The sequence below is a fragment of the Geothermobacter ehrlichii genome, from assembly GCF_008124615.1.
In the GTDB taxonomy this organism is placed as follows: Bacteria; Desulfobacterota; Desulfuromonadia; order Desulfuromonadales; family Geothermobacteraceae; genus Geothermobacter; species Geothermobacter ehrlichii.
This window is the reverse complement of sequence record NZ_VNIB01000018.1, coordinates 41168-57161: the sequence shown is the minus strand read 5'-3', so window position 1 is coordinate 57161 and position 15994 is coordinate 41168. Positions and strand designations below refer to the sequence as shown.

The 15994-nt window shown below is 60.4% G+C and carries 31 protein-coding genes; all 31 read left to right on the top strand.

Annotated elements, in window-relative coordinates; all coding sequences use genetic code 11:
• On the top strand, positions 1-840 hold an 840-nt coding region (locus EDC39_RS14500), incomplete at its 5' end, for an elongation factor Tu (RefSeq protein ID WP_148897116.1).
• A gap of 13 nt (positions 841-853) precedes the next feature.
• Entirely contained in the window at positions 854-1162 is a 309-nt protein-coding gene (rpsJ, locus tag EDC39_RS14495; RefSeq protein ID WP_148897115.1) for a 30S ribosomal protein S10, read from the top strand.
• Between the two features lie 34 nt (positions 1163-1196).
• Positions 1197-1838, top strand: coding sequence for a 50S ribosomal protein L3 (gene rplC / locus EDC39_RS14490; RefSeq protein ID WP_148897114.1), 642 nt, complete (start codon positions 1197-1199; stop codon positions 1836-1838).
• Between the two features lie 33 nt (positions 1839-1871).
• Positions 1872-2495: a 50S ribosomal protein L4 gene (gene rplD / locus EDC39_RS14485; RefSeq protein WP_148897113.1), complete on the top strand. Its 624-nt coding sequence runs from the start codon at positions 1872-1874 to the stop codon at positions 2493-2495.
• Complete coding sequence (locus EDC39_RS14480; RefSeq protein WP_148897112.1) at positions 2492-2779, top strand: 50S ribosomal protein L23; 288 nt, start codon at positions 2492-2494, stop codon at positions 2777-2779. Before rplD ends, EDC39_RS14480 begins: the two co-directional genes overlap by 4 nt.
• A 33-nt stretch (positions 2780-2812) precedes the next feature.
• A complete protein-coding gene (gene rplB, locus EDC39_RS14475; protein WP_148897111.1) occupies positions 2813-3637 on the top strand; it encodes a 50S ribosomal protein L2 in 825 nt (274 codons plus the stop codon).
• 41 nt (positions 3638-3678) lie between these two features.
• Entirely contained in the window at positions 3679-3954 is a 276-nt protein-coding gene (gene rpsS / locus EDC39_RS14470; RefSeq protein ID WP_148897110.1) for a 30S ribosomal protein S19, read from the top strand.
• A gap of 21 nt (positions 3955-3975) precedes the next feature.
• The gene (gene rplV, locus EDC39_RS14465; protein ID WP_148897109.1) at positions 3976-4308 is read left to right on the top strand and encodes a 50S ribosomal protein L22; all 333 of its coding nucleotides are present in this window, start codon (positions 3976-3978) and stop codon (positions 4306-4308) included.
• 19 nt (positions 4309-4327) lie between these two features.
• On the top strand, positions 4328-4978 hold the full coding sequence (gene rpsC / locus EDC39_RS14460) for a 30S ribosomal protein S3 (RefSeq protein WP_148897108.1): 651 nt from the start codon (positions 4328-4330) through the stop codon (positions 4976-4978).
• A gap of 33 nt (positions 4979-5011) precedes the next feature.
• Positions 5012-5434, top strand: a complete 423-nt coding sequence (gene rplP, locus EDC39_RS14455; RefSeq protein ID WP_148897107.1) for a 50S ribosomal protein L16 — start codon at positions 5012-5014, stop codon at positions 5432-5434.
• Positions 5424-5612, top strand: coding sequence for a 50S ribosomal protein L29 (gene rpmC / locus EDC39_RS14450; RefSeq protein WP_148897106.1), 189 nt, complete (start codon positions 5424-5426; stop codon positions 5610-5612). Before rplP ends, rpmC begins: the two co-directional genes overlap by 11 nt.
• A 21-nt stretch (positions 5613-5633) precedes the next feature.
• Positions 5634-5891 (top strand): 30S ribosomal protein S17, encoded by a 258-nt coding sequence (rpsQ, locus tag EDC39_RS14445; RefSeq protein WP_148897105.1) that lies wholly within the window; start codon positions 5634-5636, stop codon positions 5889-5891.
• Between the two features lie 27 nt (positions 5892-5918).
• A complete protein-coding gene (gene rplN, locus EDC39_RS14440) occupies positions 5919-6287 on the top strand; it encodes a 50S ribosomal protein L14 (protein ID WP_148897104.1) in 369 nt (122 codons plus the stop codon).
• Between the two features lie 26 nt (positions 6288-6313).
• Entirely contained in the window at positions 6314-6643 is a 330-nt protein-coding gene (gene rplX, locus EDC39_RS14435) for a 50S ribosomal protein L24 (protein ID WP_148897103.1), read from the top strand.
• Between the two features lie 13 nt (positions 6644-6656).
• Positions 6657-7199, top strand: a complete 543-nt coding sequence (rplE, locus tag EDC39_RS14430) for a 50S ribosomal protein L5 (RefSeq protein WP_148897102.1) — start codon at positions 6657-6659, stop codon at positions 7197-7199.
• A 17-nt stretch (positions 7200-7216) separates the two neighbouring features.
• A complete protein-coding gene (locus EDC39_RS14425) occupies positions 7217-7402 on the top strand; it encodes a type Z 30S ribosomal protein S14 (protein WP_148897101.1) in 186 nt (61 codons plus the stop codon).
• A gap of 21 nt (positions 7403-7423) precedes the next feature.
• On the top strand, positions 7424-7822 hold the full coding sequence (gene rpsH / locus EDC39_RS14420) for a 30S ribosomal protein S8 (RefSeq protein ID WP_148897100.1): 399 nt from the start codon (positions 7424-7426) through the stop codon (positions 7820-7822).
• A 20-nt stretch (positions 7823-7842) separates the two neighbouring features.
• Positions 7843-8379, top strand: a complete 537-nt coding sequence (rplF, locus tag EDC39_RS14415; RefSeq protein ID WP_148897099.1) for a 50S ribosomal protein L6 — start codon at positions 7843-7845, stop codon at positions 8377-8379.
• Between the two features lie 26 nt (positions 8380-8405).
• The gene (rplR, locus tag EDC39_RS14410; RefSeq protein WP_148897098.1) at positions 8406-8774 is read left to right on the top strand and encodes a 50S ribosomal protein L18; all 369 of its coding nucleotides are present in this window, start codon (positions 8406-8408) and stop codon (positions 8772-8774) included.
• A gap of 17 nt (positions 8775-8791) precedes the next feature.
• Positions 8792-9292 (top strand): 30S ribosomal protein S5, encoded by a 501-nt coding sequence (rpsE, locus tag EDC39_RS14405; RefSeq protein ID WP_148897097.1) that lies wholly within the window; start codon positions 8792-8794, stop codon positions 9290-9292.
• 16 nt (positions 9293-9308) lie between these two features.
• A complete protein-coding gene (gene rpmD, locus EDC39_RS14400; protein ID WP_148897096.1) occupies positions 9309-9488 on the top strand; it encodes a 50S ribosomal protein L30 in 180 nt (59 codons plus the stop codon).
• Positions 9489-9510: 22 nt separating this feature from the next.
• The gene (gene rplO, locus EDC39_RS14395) at positions 9511-9951 is read left to right on the top strand and encodes a 50S ribosomal protein L15 (RefSeq protein ID WP_148897095.1); all 441 of its coding nucleotides are present in this window, start codon (positions 9511-9513) and stop codon (positions 9949-9951) included.
• 1 nt (position 9952) lies between these two features.
• On the top strand, positions 9953-11263 hold the full coding sequence (secY, locus tag EDC39_RS14390) for a preprotein translocase subunit SecY (protein WP_148897117.1): 1311 nt from the start codon (positions 9953-9955) through the stop codon (positions 11261-11263).
• Positions 11264-11278: 15 nt separating this feature from the next.
• Entirely contained in the window at positions 11279-11926 is a 648-nt protein-coding gene (locus EDC39_RS14385) for an adenylate kinase (protein WP_148897094.1), read from the top strand.
• On the top strand, positions 11927-12679 hold the full coding sequence (gene map / locus EDC39_RS14380; RefSeq protein WP_148897093.1) for a type I methionyl aminopeptidase: 753 nt from the start codon (positions 11927-11929) through the stop codon (positions 12677-12679).
• 48 nt (positions 12680-12727) lie between these two features.
• The gene (gene rpmJ, locus EDC39_RS14375; protein WP_085009314.1) at positions 12728-12841 is read left to right on the top strand and encodes a 50S ribosomal protein L36; all 114 of its coding nucleotides are present in this window, start codon (positions 12728-12730) and stop codon (positions 12839-12841) included.
• A 12-nt stretch (positions 12842-12853) separates the two neighbouring features.
• Entirely contained in the window at positions 12854-13222 is a 369-nt protein-coding gene (gene rpsM, locus EDC39_RS14370) for a 30S ribosomal protein S13 (protein ID WP_148897092.1), read from the top strand.
• Positions 13223-13234: 12 nt separating this feature from the next.
• Positions 13235-13630: a 30S ribosomal protein S11 gene (gene rpsK, locus EDC39_RS14365; RefSeq protein WP_148897091.1), complete on the top strand. Its 396-nt coding sequence runs from the start codon at positions 13235-13237 to the stop codon at positions 13628-13630.
• A gap of 20 nt (positions 13631-13650) precedes the next feature.
• A complete protein-coding gene (gene rpsD, locus EDC39_RS14360; protein WP_148897090.1) occupies positions 13651-14280 on the top strand; it encodes a 30S ribosomal protein S4 in 630 nt (209 codons plus the stop codon).
• Positions 14281-14323: 43 nt separating this feature from the next.
• The gene (locus EDC39_RS14355) at positions 14324-15340 is read left to right on the top strand and encodes a DNA-directed RNA polymerase subunit alpha (protein ID WP_148897089.1); all 1017 of its coding nucleotides are present in this window, start codon (positions 14324-14326) and stop codon (positions 15338-15340) included.
• Positions 15341-15375: 35 nt separating this feature from the next.
• Positions 15376-15957, top strand: a complete 582-nt coding sequence (gene rplQ, locus EDC39_RS15880) for a 50S ribosomal protein L17 (protein WP_148897088.1) — start codon at positions 15376-15378, stop codon at positions 15955-15957.
• The last annotated feature ends 37 nt before the right edge of the window (positions 15958-15994 follow it).

Sequence of the window (15994 nt, the reverse complement as noted above, 5' to 3'; positions counted from 1 at the left end):
GAGCACATCCTGCTGGCCCGTCAGGTTGGCGTTCCGGCCATGGTTGTCTTTCTGAACAAGGCCGACATGGTCGACGACGAAGAGCTGATGGAGCTGGTCGAGCTGGAAGTTCGCGAGTTGCTCTCCAGCTATGACTTCCCCGGCGACGACATTCCGATCATCGCCGGCAGCGCCCTGGCCGCCCTGGAGGGTCGCGACGACGAGATCGGCAAGAACAAGATTCTGGAGCTGATGGAAGCCGTCGACAGCTACATTCCCGAGCCCGAGCGTGCCATCGACAAGCCGTTCCTGATGCCGGTCGAGGACGTCTTCTCCATCTCCGGTCGCGGCACCGTGGCCACCGGTCGTGTCGAGAGTGGCATCGTCAAGGTTGGCGAGGAGGTCGAGATCGTCGGCATCAAGGAGACCGCCAAGACGGTGGTCACCGGGGTCGAGATGTTCCGCAAGCTGCTCGACCAGGGTCAGGCCGGCGACAACATCGGCGTTCTGCTGCGCGGCATCAAGCGCGAGGAGATCGAGCGTGGCCAGGTTCTGGCGGCCCCGGGCAGCATCACGCCGCACACCAAGTTCAAGGCCGAGGCCTACATTCTGACCAAGGAAGAGGGCGGACGTCACACCCCGTTCTTCAAAGGTTACCGTCCGCAGTTCTACTTCCGTACGACCGACGTGACCGGCGTGGTGACCCTGCCCGAGGGCGTCGAGATGGTCATGCCGGGCGACAACGTGGCGATGGAAGTGGAGCTGATCACCCCGATCGCCATGGACAAGGAGCTTCGCTTCGCCATCCGCGAAGGTGGCCGGACCGTCGGCGCCGGTGTCGTCAGCGAAATCATCGAGTAACAGGAGCGGTTCCATGCAGAGCCAGAAGATCAGAATCCGTTTGAAGGCTTACGACCACAAGCTGCTCGACCGGTCGGTGAGCGAAATCGTCGATACCGCCAAGCGTACCGGCGCCAGGGTGGCTGGGCCCATCCCGCTGCCGACGGTCATCAACAAGTATTGCGTGCTGCGTGGGCCGCACATCGACAAGAAGAGCCGCGAACAGTTCGAGATGCGTACCCACAAGAGGCTTCTCGACATTCTTGAACCGACCCAGGCGACCGTGGATGCGCTGATGAAGCTCGATCTCTCGGCTGGGGTCGACGTTGAAATCAAGCTCTAAAACGGACGTTTTCGCCGCATCAGGGGTGATGACAATGATAAAGGGAATTTTGGGTAAAAAACTGGGCATGACCCAGATCTTCGCGGCCGATGGGCGCATGGTGCCGGTAACGGTGATTCAGGCTGGCCCCTGCATCGTGTTGCAGAAGAAGACGGCCGCAACCGACGGTTACGACGCCGTGCAGCTCGGCTTCGAGCCGAAGCCGGCGCACCGGGTGCGCAAGCCGGAGCTGGGACACTTCAAGAAGGCCGGCAAGGGTGCCTTCGCCTTCAAGCGCGAGGTGCGTACCTCCGATGTCGACGCCGTCAATGTCGGCGATGAGATCCGCTGCGCCGACCTGTTCAAGATCGGCGACATCGTGGACGTGACCGGAACCAGCAAGGGCAAGGGCTTCCAGGGCGTCGTCAAGCGCTGGAACTTCGCCGGCGGCCGTATGAGCCACGGCTCCAAGTTCCACCGTGCTCCCGGCGCCATCGGCTGCAGCGCCTGGCCTTCCCGCGTTTTCAAGGGGAAGAAGATGGCCGGCCAGATGGGGAATGAGCGGGTTACCGTTCAGAATCTGGCCATTGTCGATGTTCGCCCCGAAGAGAACCTGCTGATGGTCAAGGGGGCGGTGCCCGGTCCGCGCAACGGCCTGGTGATGATTCGACCCGGAGTCAAGGTGCCGAGCGAATAACGGCCTGGACGCACGTGCTGTGAGGTTTTGAAAATGGCTAAGATCACGATATACGATGTTCAGAAAAACGCGGTTGGCGAGCGCGACCTGGCCGATACCGTCTTCAATGACGATGTCAAGGGTTACCTGATTCACGACATGGTTCGTTACCAGCTGGCGAAGCGCCGTCAGGGTACCGCCAAGACCAAGGGCCGCAGCGAAGTGGCTGGTGGCGGCAAGAAGCCCTACCGGCAGAAGGGGACCGGCAACGCCCGCCAGGGTACGGTCCGCGCCCCGCAGTTCGTTGGCGGCGGTGCCGTGTTTGGCCCCGTGCCGCGCGACTACAGCTTCAAGCTGAACCGCAAGGTGAAGAAGGCGGCCCTGCGCAGCGCTCTTTCGGCCCGCTTCAAGGAAGAGAAGCTGACTGTGCTCAACAGTCTCAAGCTCGAGAAGATCAGCACCAGGGGGTTTGCCGAGTTCCTCAAGCGCTTCGAGCTTGACGGCACCCTGGTGGTCATCGAGGAGTCGGATCCGACGGTCGAGCTTTCCGCCCGCAACATCCCCGGTGTCAAGGTGCTGCGTGCCGAAGGCGTGAATGTCTATGACATCATGAAATACCCGAATCTGGTCCTGACCGAAGGTGCGGTGACCCAGTTGGAAGGAGCTTTGGCATCATGAAACCCGTTCATCAGATTCTCAAGCGCCCCCTGATTACCGAGAAGACCAGCATGATCAGGGAAGGCGGCAATGTCGTTGCCTTCGAAGTCGCCCGTGATGCCAACAAGATCGAGATCAAGCAGGCGGTGGAAAAGGTCTTTGACGTCAAGGTGGAAACTGTCAACACGGTTCTGGTTGCCGGCAAGGTAAAGCGCTTCGGCCGCAATATCGGCAAGCGCAGCAACTGGAAGAAGGCCTACGTGACCCTCGCCGAGGGCAGTGAAATCGATCTCTTTGGTGTTTAACGGCCTGGACGGGTTGAAAGGGAGTTGCTGAAAATGGGCATCAAGAAATACAAACCGACATCACCTGGCCGTCGGCACATGACCTCGGCCAATTTCGACGAGATTACACGTTCGACCCCGGAAAAGTCGCTGCTGGCCCCCCTGAAGAGCACCGGCGGCCGCAACAACAAGGGGCGGATCACCAAGCGTCACACCGGCGGTGGTCACAAGCGCAAGTACCGGATCATCGATTTCCGCCGCGACAAGCGGGATATCCCGGCCAAGGTCGTCAGCGTCGAGTACGATCCCAACCGTTCGGCGCGGATTGCGCTGCTGACCTATGCCGACGGCGAGAAACGCTACATTCTCGCACCGCACGGCATTCAGGTCGGGCAGGAGGTAATCGCCTCCGAACGTGCCGATATCAAGCCCGGCAACGCCATGCCCATTCGCTCCATCCCGCTGGGTACCTGGGTGCACAATGTCGAGTTGAAGATCGGCAAGGGTGGCCAGCTCGCCCGCAGCGCCGGCGCCTATGCGATGATCGCCGCCAAGGAAGGCAAGTACGCCCAGCTGCGGCTGCCTTCGGGCGAGGTGCGGCTGGTGTTGCAGGACTGCTTCGCCACCGTCGGCCAGGTCGGCAACCTCGATCACGAGAACGTCAAGCTCGGCAAGGCGGGCCGCGCCCGCTGGCTCGGCCGTCGGCCCCAGTCTCGTGGCGTCGCCATGAACCCCGTCGACCATCCGCACGGCGGCGGCGAGGGCAAGAGTTCGGGCGGTCGGCATCCGGTCACCCCCTGGGGCGTGCCGACCAAGGGCTACAAGACGCGAACCAACAAGCGCTCCGACCGCTTCATCGTGCGGCGGCGCAAGAAGTAATCCATTCCGCCTGGCGGATGCAAGTTACAGGAGATAGGTAAATGGCCAGATCGATCAAAAAGGGCCCTTACGTCGAAGAGAGCCTGATGCGCAAGATCGACCCCGATGCTGCACCCGATTCCCGGAAGGTCATCAAGACCTGGTCCCGTCGGTCGACGATCATCCCCGAGTTTGTCGGCTACACCTTCGCTGTGCACAACGGCCGCAAGTTCGTTCCTGTTTTCGTCACCGAAAACATGGTCGGTCACAAGCTGGGCGAATTCGCACCCACCCGGACCTATTACGGTCATGGTACGGACAAGAAGAAGAAAAAGTAATTCCGGCGAGGAGTTGTTCTCATGGAAGCCAAGGCCAGATTGAGATACGCACGTCTGTCGCCCCGCAAGGCGCGCTGGGTCGTCGACATGATTCGCGGCAAGCGGGTGCAGGACGCCCTGACGACCCTGAAGTTTTCGCCGCAGAAGGCGGCGGGTATTGTCGCCGGCGTCGTCAACTCGGCCATCGCCAACGCTGAACAGAAGGGCGTTGCCGATGTCGACAGACTCTATATCAAATCGATTTTTGTCGACCAGGGGCCGGCGCTGAAGCGGTTTATCCCGCGCGCCCAGGGCCGTGCCACCCGCATCCGTAAACCGACCAGCCATATTACCGTGGTCCTGGATGAGAAATAGGCGTTGAGGAGGTAAGACTTTGGGCCAGAAAGTTCATCCGATAGGATTCCGTCTCGGAGTCATCCGTACCTGGGATTCGAAGTGGTTCGCCACCTCGAAGGATTATGCGAACCTGCTGCATGAGGATATCAAGCTCCGGGATTACCTCAAGAAGCGGCTCTATCACGCCGGTATCTCCAAGATCGAGCTGGAGCGGGCAGCCGGAAAGGTGAAGGTCAACATTCACGCCGCCCGGCCCGGCATCATCATCGGAAAGAAGGGCGCCGAAGTCGAAGCTCTCAAGAGTGAACTGGCCAGGCTGACCGACAAGGAAGTCTTCATCAACATCCAGGAGGTCCGTAAGCCTGAAGTCGATGCCCAGCTGGTCGCCGAGAACGTCGCCCTGCAGCTCGAGCGGCGTGTCGCCTTCCGGCGCGCGATGAAGAAGGCTGTCGGCCAGGCGCTGAAGTTCGGGGCCGAGGGGATCAAGGTCGAGTGTTCCGGCCGTCTCGGCGGCGCCGAGATGAGCCGCCGGGAGTGGTATCGCGAAGGCCGGGTGCCGTTGCACACCCTGCGCGCCGACATCGACTACGGATTTGCCGAAGCCAAGACGACCTACGGCATCATCGGCGTCAAGGTCCTCATCTTCAAGGGTGAGGTCCTCAGCCAGGAGCAGGCTGCAGGCCAGTAAGAAAAAGACGATTTCCAGAGGAGTTCCCTGACCATGTTAATGCCCAAGAAGGTCAAGCATAGAAAACAGTTCAAGGGGCGCATGAAGGGCGCCGCCAAGGGTGGCACCGAGCTCAATTTCGGCGACTATGGTCTGCAGGCGACCGAATGCGGCTGGCTTTCGTCGCGTCAGATCGAGGCCGCACGCCGTGCCATGACGCGCTATATCAAGCGTGGCGGAAAGATCTGGATCCGGGTCTTCCCCGACAAGCCGCTGACCCGCAAGCCGGCCGAGACCCGAATGGGCAAGGGCAAGGGCTCGCCCGAAAGCTGGGTCGCCGTCATCAAGCCGGGCGTGATGCTGTACGAGATGCAGGGGGTGTCTGAAGAGGTCGCCCGCGAGGCGATGCGCCTTGGGGCCCACAAGCTGCCCATGAAGACCAAGTTTGTGTGCAGGGAGGACTCCCATGAAGGCTAAGGAACTGAGAGAGCTCAGTGTGGCTGAGTTGGAGAAGAAAGTCAGCGAGCTGAACCAGGAGCTGTTCAACCTCCGGTTCCAGCTGCATACCGGCCACCTTGAAAATACCGCCCGCATCGGGCAGGTGCGCAAGGACATCGCGCGGACCAGGACCATCCTGCGCGAGAAGCAGGCTTAACCAACGCGACGAGGAAGACAGATGACGCAGCGTGGTAACAGAAAAGAGCGGGTAGGGATCGTGGTCAGCGACAAGATGGACAAGACCGTCGTTGTCAAGGTTGACAATCTGGTCAAGCATCCCGTGTACAAGAAATACATCAAGCGTCGCTACACCTGCAAAGCTCATGACGAGAGAAACGAATGCAGGGTCGGCGACAAGGTTCTGATTGTCGAGACCCGGCCGCTCTCCAAGCAAAAACGCTGGCGGGTCCGCCAGATTCTCGAAAAGAACGTCTAAGCCAGGTAGTTTCAGGAGATACAGGCCATGATCCAGATGCAAACCATGCTCGATGTGGCGGACAATTCCGGGGCCAGGAAACTCTGCTGCATCAAGGTCCCGGGAGGGTCCAAGCGCAAGTACGCCGGCCTGGGGGATGTCATCGTCTGTTCCGTCAAGGAAGCGATGCCGAACTCCAAGGTCAAGAAGGGTGATGTCGTCAAGGCTGTCATCGTCCGCACCAAGAAGGAGATCCGGCGGCAGGATGGCAGCTACATCCGTTTCGACAACAACTCGGCCGTTGTGATCAACAATGCCGGCGAGCCGATCGGGACCCGTATCTTTGGTCCCGTCGCGAGGGAACTGCGTGCCAAACGGTACATGAAGATCGTTTCCCTCGCTCCGGAAGTCCTGTAACGCGTATCGCTGGGAGATCGAAAGCTATGGCAGCGAAGAAATATCATGTAAAAAAGGATGACACCGTCATGGTGCTTGCCGGCAAGGAGAAGGGGAAGACCGGCAAGGTCCTGCGGGTGCTGCGTGACAGTGACCGGGTCATCGTCGAAAACCTCAACATGGTGAAACGGCACACCCGTCCCAGCCAGGCCAACCAGGAAGGCGGGATCATCGAAAAAGAGGCGCCGATCGCCATTTCCAACGTGATGCTGGTCTGCGGTGCCTGCAACAAGGCCACCCGCACCGGCTATCGCTTCCTGGATGACGGTTCCAAGGTCCGCTTCTGCAAGAAGTGCAACGAAATCGTCGACAAGTAACGGAGTTTTTTCCATGGCCAGACTGAAAGAAAAATACGAAAAAGAGCTGGTCCCCCGCCTGATGGAGCAGCTGGGCCTGAAGAACATCATGCAGGTGCCCAGGATCGAGAAGGTGGTTGTCAATATGGGGCTTGGCGAGGCGATCCAGAACATCAAGGTGCTGGAATCCGCCGTCGAGGAACTGGAGCGGATCACCGGCCAGAAGCCGGTAGTGACCAAGGCCAAGAAATCGATCGCCCAGTTCAAGCTGAGAGAGGGGATGCCGATCGGTGCGATGGTGACCCTGCGTCGGGAACGGGCCTACGAGTTCCTCGATCGCCTGATCAACATCGCCCTGCCGAGGGTCCGCGACTTCAAGGGCATTTCGCCCAAGGCCTTCGACGGCCGCGGCAACTATACCCTGGGGATCCGGGAACAGATCATCTTTCCCGAGATCGATCTGGACAAGATCGACAAGGTCAAGGGGCTGAACATCACCGTGGTGACCACTGCCGAAACGGACGAGCAGGGCCGTGCGCTGTTGCGCGAGCTTGGCATGCCGTTTCGTAAAAACTAGGCAGGCGGAGGAAAAAAGTGGCGAAGAAATCGATGATCATCAAGGCCCAACGGCCCAAGAAGTTCAAGGTGCGTGAGTACAATCGCTGCCCTGTCTGCGGCCGTCCCCGTGCCTATTATCGCAAGTTCAACCTTTGCAGAATCTGTCTGCGCAAGCTGGCGTCCGAGGGGAAGATCCCCGGCGTGATCAAGTCCAGCTGGTAATACCCTGAGGAGTTACAGCCCATGTCAATGACAGATCCTATCGCGGATTTGCTGACCCGGATCCGGAACGCCGGGATGGCCAAACACCAGAAGGTCGATCTGCCTTCGTCGAAGATGAAGGTTGCCATCGCCACGGTGCTCAAGGAGCAGGGGTACATCAAGAATTTCAAGGAAACCCCTGACCAGAAGCAGGGAATGCTGCGAATCTACCTGAAGTACGACGAGCAGCAGCAGCATGTCATCCACGAACTGCAGCGGGTCTCGACTCCCGGGCGTCGCGTCTATGTTGGCAAGGATGACATTCCGAAGGTCAAGAACGGCCTCGGTTGCGCCATCCTGTCAACCTCGAAAGGGGTCATGGGCGATGCCGCCGCCCGTGAGGCAGAGGTCGGTGGCGAACTCATCTGTACCGTCTGGTAGGGGTAAAAGGAGAGTTTCGGATGTCTCGAATCGGAAAAAAGCCAGTCAGCATACCCTCGGGAGTCAAGGTCGCGCTCTCGGGTAACTGCATCAACGTCGAGGGTCCCAAGGGGAAGCTGAGCCGCGTTCTCAACCCTGCCGTGAGCGTCGAGGTCGATGCCGAGACGATTCAGGTCAGGATGGTCGACGACAGCAAGGGAACCGCCATGCAGGGCCTGACCCGCTCGCTGATTGCCAACATGATCGAAGGCGTCAGCAAGGGGTTTGAAAAGGTCCTCGAGATCAACGGCGTCGGTTACCGTGCCGATCTGCAGGGCAAGAACCTAAATCTGTCCCTCGGCTTCTCCCATCCCGTCGTCTACGCGCTGCCGGAAGGCATCACCGCCGAGGTGGAGAAGCAGACCAAGATCATCGTGCGCGGGATCGACAAGGAACTCGTGGGAGCTACCGCCGCCAAGATCCGGTCCTTCCGTACTCCCGAGCCCTACAAGGGCAAGGGGATCAAGTACGCCGACGAGCGCATCGTCCGGAAGGCCGGCAAGGCCGGTAAGAAATAAACAGTAACTGGGCAAGGAGTCAGACGGTGAATATCGCAGAAAAGCGGCGCCAGTCCCGAATCAAGCGACAGACCCGGGTGCGGAAGAAGGTCCGTGGTACGGCCGAGCGCCCGCGTCTGAGTGTGTTTCGCAGCTCGCGTCACATCTACGTGCAGCTGATCGATGATGTCGCGCGGAAGACCCTGGTTTCCGCTTCGACCATGTCCAAGGAGATCGCCGGCGAGCTGAATTCGACCGGCAATGTCGAGGCAGCGCGGGCGGTGGGTAAGGCCATCGCCGAAAAAGCGATTGCCCAGAACATCAACAAGGTGGTTTTTGACCGTAACGGGTTTCTTTACCACGGTCGGGTCAAGGCCCTTGCCGACGCGGCGCGGGAAGCCGGCCTGTCGTTCTAAGGTGAAGGAGGTTATCCTTGCAACGCAATGATCAGGTGGAAAACGAACTGATTGATCGCGTCATCCACATCAACCGGTGCGCGAAGGTCGTCAAGGGTGGCCGGCGTTTCAGCTTTTCGGCGCTGGTCGTCGTCGGTGACGGCAAAGGACAGGTTGGCTATGGACTCGGCAAGGCGCGCGAGGTTCCTGAAGCCATCCGCAAGGGCGTGGAGAAGGCCCGCAAGAACATGATCAAGGTTCCGCTCAAGGGGACGACCGTGCCCTATGATGTCATCGGCAAGTACGGCGCCGGCAAGGTGCTGCTGAAGACGGCATCCGAAGGTACGGGCGTCATCGCCGGCGGCGCCGTGCGTGCGGTGCTCGAGGTGGCCGGGGTCGGGGACATCCTCTCCAAGTGCCTCGGGTCCAACAACCCGCACAACGTGGTCAAGGCCACCATGAACGCCCTTTCGAAACTCAAGAGTGAAGAAACCATCCTGCGGCGGCGCGGCCTGGTCGAGTCGTCCCAGGAAGGCTAGCGGGAGATTGGTACCCATGGCGAAGGAACTGAAAATCACGCTCAAGCGCAGCCCCATCGGGCGTCCGGCCTATTTCGGCAAGGTGCTCAAGGGACTCGGCCTGACCAAGCTGAACAAGACGGTCGTGCTGCCGGACACTCCCGAAATTCGCGGGATGATCAACAAGGTCTCCCACATGGTTTTGGTTGAGGATTAAAGAATCGACAAGGAATCGCACCATGGATTTGAGCAATCTGAAACCGGCAATCGGTTCTACCAGAAATAGAAAGCGGATCGGACGCGGACCCGGCTCCGGTACAGGCAAGACCGCCGGCAAGGGGCACAAGGGTCAGAACGCCCGCTCCGGCGGCGGTGTCAAGGCCGGCTTCGAAGGCGGCCAGATGCCGATGCAGCGCCGTCTGCCCAAGCGCGGGTTCACCCCGCTGAAGAAGAAGGTCTATGCGCTCGTCAACCTGCGTGACCTTGAACTGTTCGAATCCGGAAGCGTGGTCGATGTCGCCGCCCTCGGCAAGGCCGGTCTGGTCAACAAGATCGGCGACGGGGTCAAGATTCTCGGCGACGGGGAATTGACCAAGGCTCTGACGGTCCAGGCTCACAAATTCAGCAAGTCGGCCGTAGCCAAGATCGAAGCGGCCGGCGGCAAGGCCGAGGTTGTCTAAATTGATCGCCTTCATCCAGAATATCTTCTCCATACCCGAGCTGCGTCGCAGGATCCTGTTCACCCTCGGCATGCTCGCCATCTACCGGGTGGGTTGCCATGTGCCGACCCCGGGGATCGACGCCAATGTTCTGGCCAAGTTCTTCGAGGGGACCGAGGGAACGCTTCTCGGTCTGGTCAGTGCCTTTACCGGCGGTGCCCTGCAACGGATGACGGTCTTCGCCCTGGGCATCATGCCCTACATCTCGGCGTCGATCATCCTGCAGCTGCTGACCGTCGTCTTCGAGCCGGTCGAGCGGCTGGCCAAGGAGGGTGAGCAGGGACGCAAGACCATCACCAAGTGGACCCGCTACGGCACCATCATCCTCTCGGTCATCCAGGGGACCGGCATCGCCTTCGGTCTGCAGACCATGACTGGTCCCGCCGGCGAGCCGGTGGTGCCCAACCCCGGCATGGGCTTCATTCTGCTGACGGTCATCACCCTGACGGCGGGTACCGCCTTCATCATGTGGCTCGGCGAGCAGATCACCGAGCGGGGGATCGGCAACGGCATTTCGCTGATCATTTTCGCCGGTATCGTCGCCAACATTCCGGCGGCCCTGATCAACACCGTGCGCCTGCTCAAGACCGGCGAGCTCGGCCCGATCACCCTGCTGGTCATCCTGGTGATCATGGTGGCCGTCGTCTGGGCCATCGTCTTCATGGAGCGCGCCCAGCGGCGGGTGCCAATTCACTACGCCAAGCGTGTGGTCGGTATGCGCAACATGGGCGGCCAGACCAGCCACCTGCCGCTGAAGATCAACATGAGCGGTGTCATTCCGCCGATCTTCGCAAGCTCGATCATCATGTTCCCGGCGACGGTGGCCAACCTGGTCGACGTGCCGTGGGTGCAGAAGATCGCCTCGATGATGACGCCGAGCCACTGGCTCTACAACGTCTTTTTCGTTGCATTCATCATCTTTTTCTGCTACTTCTACACGGCTGTCACCTTCAACCCTGTCGATGTTGCCGACAACATCAAGAAGCAGGGAGGATATGTGCCGGGGATCCGTCCCGGCAAGGCAACGGCCGAGTACATCGATATGGTACTCGGACGCATTACTTTTGCTGGCGCCATCTACGTGTCGCTGGTCTGTGTGCTGCCTACCATCCTGATTGGCAAGCTGAACGTCCCCTTCTACTTCGGCGGGACCTCCCTGCTGATCGTGGTCGGCGTCGGTATGGATACGGCAGCCCAGATCGAATCGCATCTCATTTCGCGGTCTTACGAGGGTTTCATGAAGGGGGTTACCCTCAAGGGACGGCGTGGCTGAAACGGAAGCTGAACGGTGAATCTCATTCTGCTTGGACCGCCCGGTGCCGGTAAGGGCACGCAGGCGAAAATGCTGATCGAACGCTTCGGGATCCCGCAGATTTCCACTGGGGACATGCTTCGTGCCGCCGTCGCGGCGAAGACCGAGCTGGGGCTGAAGGCGAAGGCGTGCATGGATGCCGGAGCCTTGGTTCCTGACGAGGTGGTTATCGGGATTGTCGGCGAGCGGCTGCAGCAGGCTGACTGTGACAAGGGTTTCATTCTCGACGGCTTTCCGCGCACCGTGCCTCAGGCTGATGCGCTCAAGGCGACCCTGGCCGGGCTGGACAAGGCTCTGTCGGCAGTGATTTCGCTGGAGGTCGATGTCGAGGCCCTGATCGAGAGGCTGACCGGGCGCAGGACCTGCCGCGACTGCGGCCGCGGTTTTCATCTGAAGTTCGATCCGCCGGCCAAGGCGGATGTCTGCGATTCCTGCGGCGGCGAGCTTTTCCAGCGCGACGATGACCGCGAAGAAACGATTCGCAAGCGGTTGCAGGTCTACCAGGAGCAGACGGCGCCTCTGGTAGAGTATTACCAGCGTGAAGGGCTTCTGGTGGCGATCGACGGCATGCAGGAGATGGCAGCCGTCCAGGAGGACATCCTGGCCACCCTTCGGGAGCTCTAGATGATCGTCCTGAAGACCCGGCAGGAACTCGAGCGGATGCGGGTTGCCGGGCGGATGGTCGCCGAGATACTGGCCATCCTGCGGGAAAAGGTCAGACCTGGCGTGACCACGGCTGAGCTCGACCGGCTCGCCGAACGTGAATGTCGCAAAAGGAAGGCCGCGCCAGCCTTCAAGGGCTACGGCGGTTTTCCTTTTTCGATTTGTGCATCGCCCAACGAAAAGGTGGTGCACGGTTTTCCGAATGCCGAGCCGCTCAGGGAAGGCGATATCCTGAGCATCGATTTCGGCGTTCTGTACAACGGTTTTTACGGCGATGCCGCCCTGACCATTCCGGTCGGCGAGATTTCGCCGCAGAGAAAACGGTTGCTCGAGGTCACCGAACGCTCCTTGGCGGCGGCGATCGACAACATGCGGCTCGATGCGCGTCTGGGCGATGTTTCCCACGCCGTTCAGTCCTGTGTCGAACCTGAAGGTTTCAGCGTGGTCCGCGAGTTTGTCGGCCACGGTATCGGACGCAAGCTGCACGAGTCGCCGCAGGTGCCCAACTTCGGTCTTCCAGGCCAGGGGCCGAAACTGAAGGCCGGCATGGTTCTGGCCATCGAGCCAATGATCAACGCCGGACGTCCGGGGGTCAGGATCCTCGAGGACGGTTGGACGGCGGTGACGGTCGATGGCAAGGATTCGGCGCACTTCGAGCATACCGTCGCCCTGACCGAGAACGGGCCTGAAATACTGACGCGGCTCCAGGACTGAGACCTGGACAGACGGTTATTCGCATAAAGCCAGAAAAGGAAACGGACCATGAAAGTTCGAGCTTCGGTCAAGAAGATCTGCGACAAATGCAAAGTCATCAAGCGCAAGGGTGTTGTTCGCATTATCTGCGAGAATCCCAAGCACAAGCAGAGACAGGGGTAAAGGAGCAAGACATTGGCACGTATAGCTGGTATTGATTTGCCGAGGAACAAACGGATCGAGATTGCCCTGACCTACATCTACGGCATTGGCCGGTCGACCTCGCAGGAAATCCTGAAGAAGGCCGGCGTCGATTTCAACACCCGGTCGGACGATCTCACCGAAAGTGAAGTCGCCAAGATTCGCTCCATTATCGACAGCGATTACACCGTCGAGGGCGATCTGCGTCGCGATGTGACCATGAACATCAAGCGGCTGATGGACCTTGGCTGTTATCGCGGCCTGCGGCACCGCCGGGGGCTCCCGGTTCGCGGGCAGAAGACCAAAACCAACGCCAGGACCCGTAAAGGGCCGCGCAAGACTGTCGCTGGCAAGAAGAAATAAGGCGGAGGAATCATGGCCAAGCCAGGCAAGCGTACATCGAGAAAGAAGGTCGAGAAGAAGAACATCGCCACGGGTATCGCGCATATCCAGGCGACCTTCAACAATACCATCGTCACCATTACCGACCCCGCTGGCAACGTGATCAGCTGGGCGACCGCAGGAGGATCGGGCTTCCGCGGTTCCCGCAAGAGTACTCCTTTTGCCGCCCAGGTCGCCGCCGAGCGCGCCGCCAAGGCGGCCCAGGAGCACGGTATGCGCAGCGTCGAGGTTCGGGTCAAGGGGCCGGGTTCCGGCCGCGAGTCGGCCCTGCGGGCCATTGCTGCCGCCGGGCTGTCGGTGACGTCGATCCGCGACGTCACCCCGATCCCGCATAACGGCTGCCGCCCCCCCAAGCGTCGCAGAGTCTAACCAGTTAAGGAGGACGAACGTTGGCTAGATATACAGGTTCCGTCTGCCGTCTGTGTCGGCGGGAAAACATGAAGCTGTTCCTCAAGGGGGACAGGTGCTATACCGACAAGTGCGCCATCGAACGGCGCAATTACGCGCCGGGCCAGCATGGTCAGGGCCGCAGCAAGGTGTCCGACTACGGGACCCAGCTTCGCGAGAAGCAGCGCGTCAAGCGCACTTACGGCCTGCTTGAGAAGCAGTTCCGCGCCTATTTCCAGAAGGCTGACCGGATGAGGGGTGTGACCGGCGAAAACCTGCTGGTCCTGCTCGAGCGGCGTCTCGACAGCATCGTCTACCGGCTCGGTTTCGCCACCTCGCGCAACGAGGCGCGGCAGCTGGTGCGTCACGGCCATTTTCTGGTGAACGGCCGCAAGGTCAACATCCCCTCCTACCTCGTTCGTCCCGGGGATGAGATTGTCCTGCGCGAGAAGAGCCGTTCGATCGCCCGCATTTCCGAGGCTCTCGACGGCGTGATGCGGCGCGGTATCCCGTCCTGGGTCGAGCTCGACCGCGACAACTTCAAGGGCGTGGTCAAGACGCTGCCGGTTCGCGAGGAGATGACCACCCCAGCGTTCAACGAACGCCTCATCGTCGAACTCTACTCGAAATAAAACATCGTGACCTCAGGCTCCGGCCTGAAGCGGAGGGAAGCGCATGTATAAAAACTGGAGAGACCTGATCAAGCCCAAGCGTCTCCAGGTTGAAGCGGATACCCTGACGGATGCCTACGGGAAGTTCTTCGCCGAGCCCTTCGAGCGCGGGTTCGGGACGACGCTCGGCAACTCGCTGCGTCGGGTTCTGCTTTCATCCCTGCAGGGAGCGGCGATCAGCTCGGTGCGGATCAAGGGTGTCCTGCACGAGTTCTCCACCATCCCGGGAGTGACCGAGGACGTCGCCGATCTCATCCTCAACCTTAAGGGGGTGCTGATCAAGCTGCACGGTCACGAGAGCAGAAACGTGCGAATCGTCAAGAAGGGCGCCGGCGTCATCACTGCCGGCGACATCGTGACCGACTCGCATGTCGAGATCCTCAATCCCGACCACCACATCGCGACCTGCTCCAAGGACGCCGACGTAGAGATCGACATGGTGGTCACCATGGGCAAGGGCTATGTCCCCGCCGACCGCAACCGGGACGAGAAGGCGCCGGTCGGAACTATCCCCATTGACGCCCTCTATTCGCCGATCCGCAAGGTGAACTTCACGGTGACCAACGCCCGTGTCGGCCAGATCACCGACTACGACAAGCTGACCATCGAGGTCTGGACCGACGGTAGCGTCCGGCCCGACGACGCCGTCGCCTACGCGGCGAAGATCCTGAAGGAGCAGCTGCAGATCTTCATCAATTTCGATGAGGACCAGGAGCCGCAGGAAGAGGAGATCAGCGAGGAGGATCGGCGGATCAACGAAAACCTCTACCGGTCGGTCGAGGAGCTCGAGCTGTCCGTTCGCAGCGCCAACTGTCTGAAGAACGCCAACATCCGCCTGATTGGCGACCTGGTGCAGAAGACCGAGGCCGAAATGCTCAAGACGCAGAACTTCGGCCGCAAGTCGCTGAACGAGATCAAGGACATCCTGGCCGAGATGGGGTTGAGCCTGGGCATGACCCTGGAGAACTTCCCCGATCCCGAGTACCTGAAAATTTTGCAGAAACAGGCCGACGAAGAGTAGTCCGCCATATTTCTGCCGGAAAGGATTCATGACATATGCGCCATCGTAAGACAGGAAGGAGACTTGGCCGCAACAGCAGTCACCGCAAGGCCATGCTCCGCAACATGGTGACGTCGCTGTTCGAGCATGAGAAAATCACCACCACCGATGCCCGCGCCAAGGAGCTGCGCAAGCTCGCCGAGAAGATGATTACCCTCGGCAAACGCGGCACGCTGCACGCCCGGCGGCAGGCTCTGGAGGTGATTCGTGACAAGAAGGTGGTGGCCAAGCTGTTCGAGCGTATCGCGCCGCGCTACCAGGAGCGCAACGGGGGCTACACCCGCATCATCAAGATCGGCCATCGCTCCGGCGATAATGCCGCAATGTCGATCATCGAGCTGGTCGAAGAGGAAATCCGGGTGAAGCCGAAGAAGAAAACGCCGGCGGCGAAGCAGGCCGAGCCCAAGGCCGAGGCACCGGCGGTGGAAGAGGGCGCCAGTGAAGCAGCCGCTGCTGGGGAGACTCCGGCCGAAGAAGCCGAAGGGCAGGAGGCAGTGGCTGACGAGCAGCCGGTCGGCGAGGCTCCGGCGGAAGAGCAGGCCGAAAAGGCTTCCGCCGAGGAAGAGAATAAGGACTGATCACGGTCCTGGAACAGACCCGGAGGCAGGGCGGATT

What these genes read in the sequence shown, in the direction of transcription:
- rpmD (WP_148897096.1), top strand. Translation starts at nt 9,309, where the DNA reads ATGGCGAAGGAACTGAAAATCACGCTCAAGCGCAGCCCCATCGGGCGT.
- rplE (WP_148897102.1), top strand. Translation starts at nt 6,657, where the DNA reads ATGGCCAGACTGAAAGAAAAATACGAAAAAGAGCTGGTCCCCCGCCTG.
- rplQ (WP_148897088.1), top strand. Translation starts at nt 15,376, where the DNA reads ATGCGCCATCGTAAGACAGGAAGGAGACTTGGCCGCAACAGCAGTCAC.
- rplX (WP_148897103.1), top strand. Translation starts at nt 6,314, where the DNA reads ATGGCAGCGAAGAAATATCATGTAAAAAAGGATGACACCGTCATGGTG.
- rpsQ (WP_148897105.1), top strand. Translation starts at nt 5,634, where the DNA reads ATGACGCAGCGTGGTAACAGAAAAGAGCGGGTAGGGATCGTGGTCAGC.
- rplD (WP_148897113.1), top strand. Translation starts at nt 1,872, where the DNA reads ATGGCTAAGATCACGATATACGATGTTCAGAAAAACGCGGTTGGCGAG.
- rplO (WP_148897095.1), top strand. Translation starts at nt 9,511, where the DNA reads ATGGATTTGAGCAATCTGAAACCGGCAATCGGTTCTACCAGAAATAGA.
- rplC (WP_148897114.1), top strand. Translation starts at nt 1,197, where the DNA reads ATGATAAAGGGAATTTTGGGTAAAAAACTGGGCATGACCCAGATCTTC.
- rplP (WP_148897107.1), top strand. Translation starts at nt 5,012, where the DNA reads ATGTTAATGCCCAAGAAGGTCAAGCATAGAAAACAGTTCAAGGGGCGC.
- map (WP_148897093.1), top strand. Translation starts at nt 11,927, where the DNA reads ATGATCGTCCTGAAGACCCGGCAGGAACTCGAGCGGATGCGGGTTGCC.
- rplN (WP_148897104.1), top strand. Translation starts at nt 5,919, where the DNA reads ATGATCCAGATGCAAACCATGCTCGATGTGGCGGACAATTCCGGGGCC.
- rpmJ (WP_085009314.1), top strand. Translation starts at nt 12,728, where the DNA reads ATGAAAGTTCGAGCTTCGGTCAAGAAGATCTGCGACAAATGCAAAGTC.
- EDC39_RS14355 (WP_148897089.1), top strand. Translation starts at nt 14,324, where the DNA reads ATGTATAAAAACTGGAGAGACCTGATCAAGCCCAAGCGTCTCCAGGTT.
- rplV (WP_148897109.1), top strand. Translation starts at nt 3,976, where the DNA reads ATGGAAGCCAAGGCCAGATTGAGATACGCACGTCTGTCGCCCCGCAAG.
- rpmC (WP_148897106.1), top strand. Translation starts at nt 5,424, where the DNA reads ATGAAGGCTAAGGAACTGAGAGAGCTCAGTGTGGCTGAGTTGGAGAAG.
- rplB (WP_148897111.1), top strand. Translation starts at nt 2,813, where the DNA reads ATGGGCATCAAGAAATACAAACCGACATCACCTGGCCGTCGGCACATG.
- rpsJ (WP_148897115.1), top strand. Translation starts at nt 854, where the DNA reads ATGCAGAGCCAGAAGATCAGAATCCGTTTGAAGGCTTACGACCACAAG.
- rpsK (WP_148897091.1), top strand. Translation starts at nt 13,235, where the DNA reads ATGGCCAAGCCAGGCAAGCGTACATCGAGAAAGAAGGTCGAGAAGAAG.
- EDC39_RS14480 (WP_148897112.1), top strand. Translation starts at nt 2,492, where the DNA reads ATGAAACCCGTTCATCAGATTCTCAAGCGCCCCCTGATTACCGAGAAG.
- rpsH (WP_148897100.1), top strand. Translation starts at nt 7,424, where the DNA reads ATGTCAATGACAGATCCTATCGCGGATTTGCTGACCCGGATCCGGAAC.
- rplF (WP_148897099.1), top strand. Translation starts at nt 7,843, where the DNA reads ATGTCTCGAATCGGAAAAAAGCCAGTCAGCATACCCTCGGGAGTCAAG.
- rpsS (WP_148897110.1), top strand. Translation starts at nt 3,679, where the DNA reads ATGGCCAGATCGATCAAAAAGGGCCCTTACGTCGAAGAGAGCCTGATG.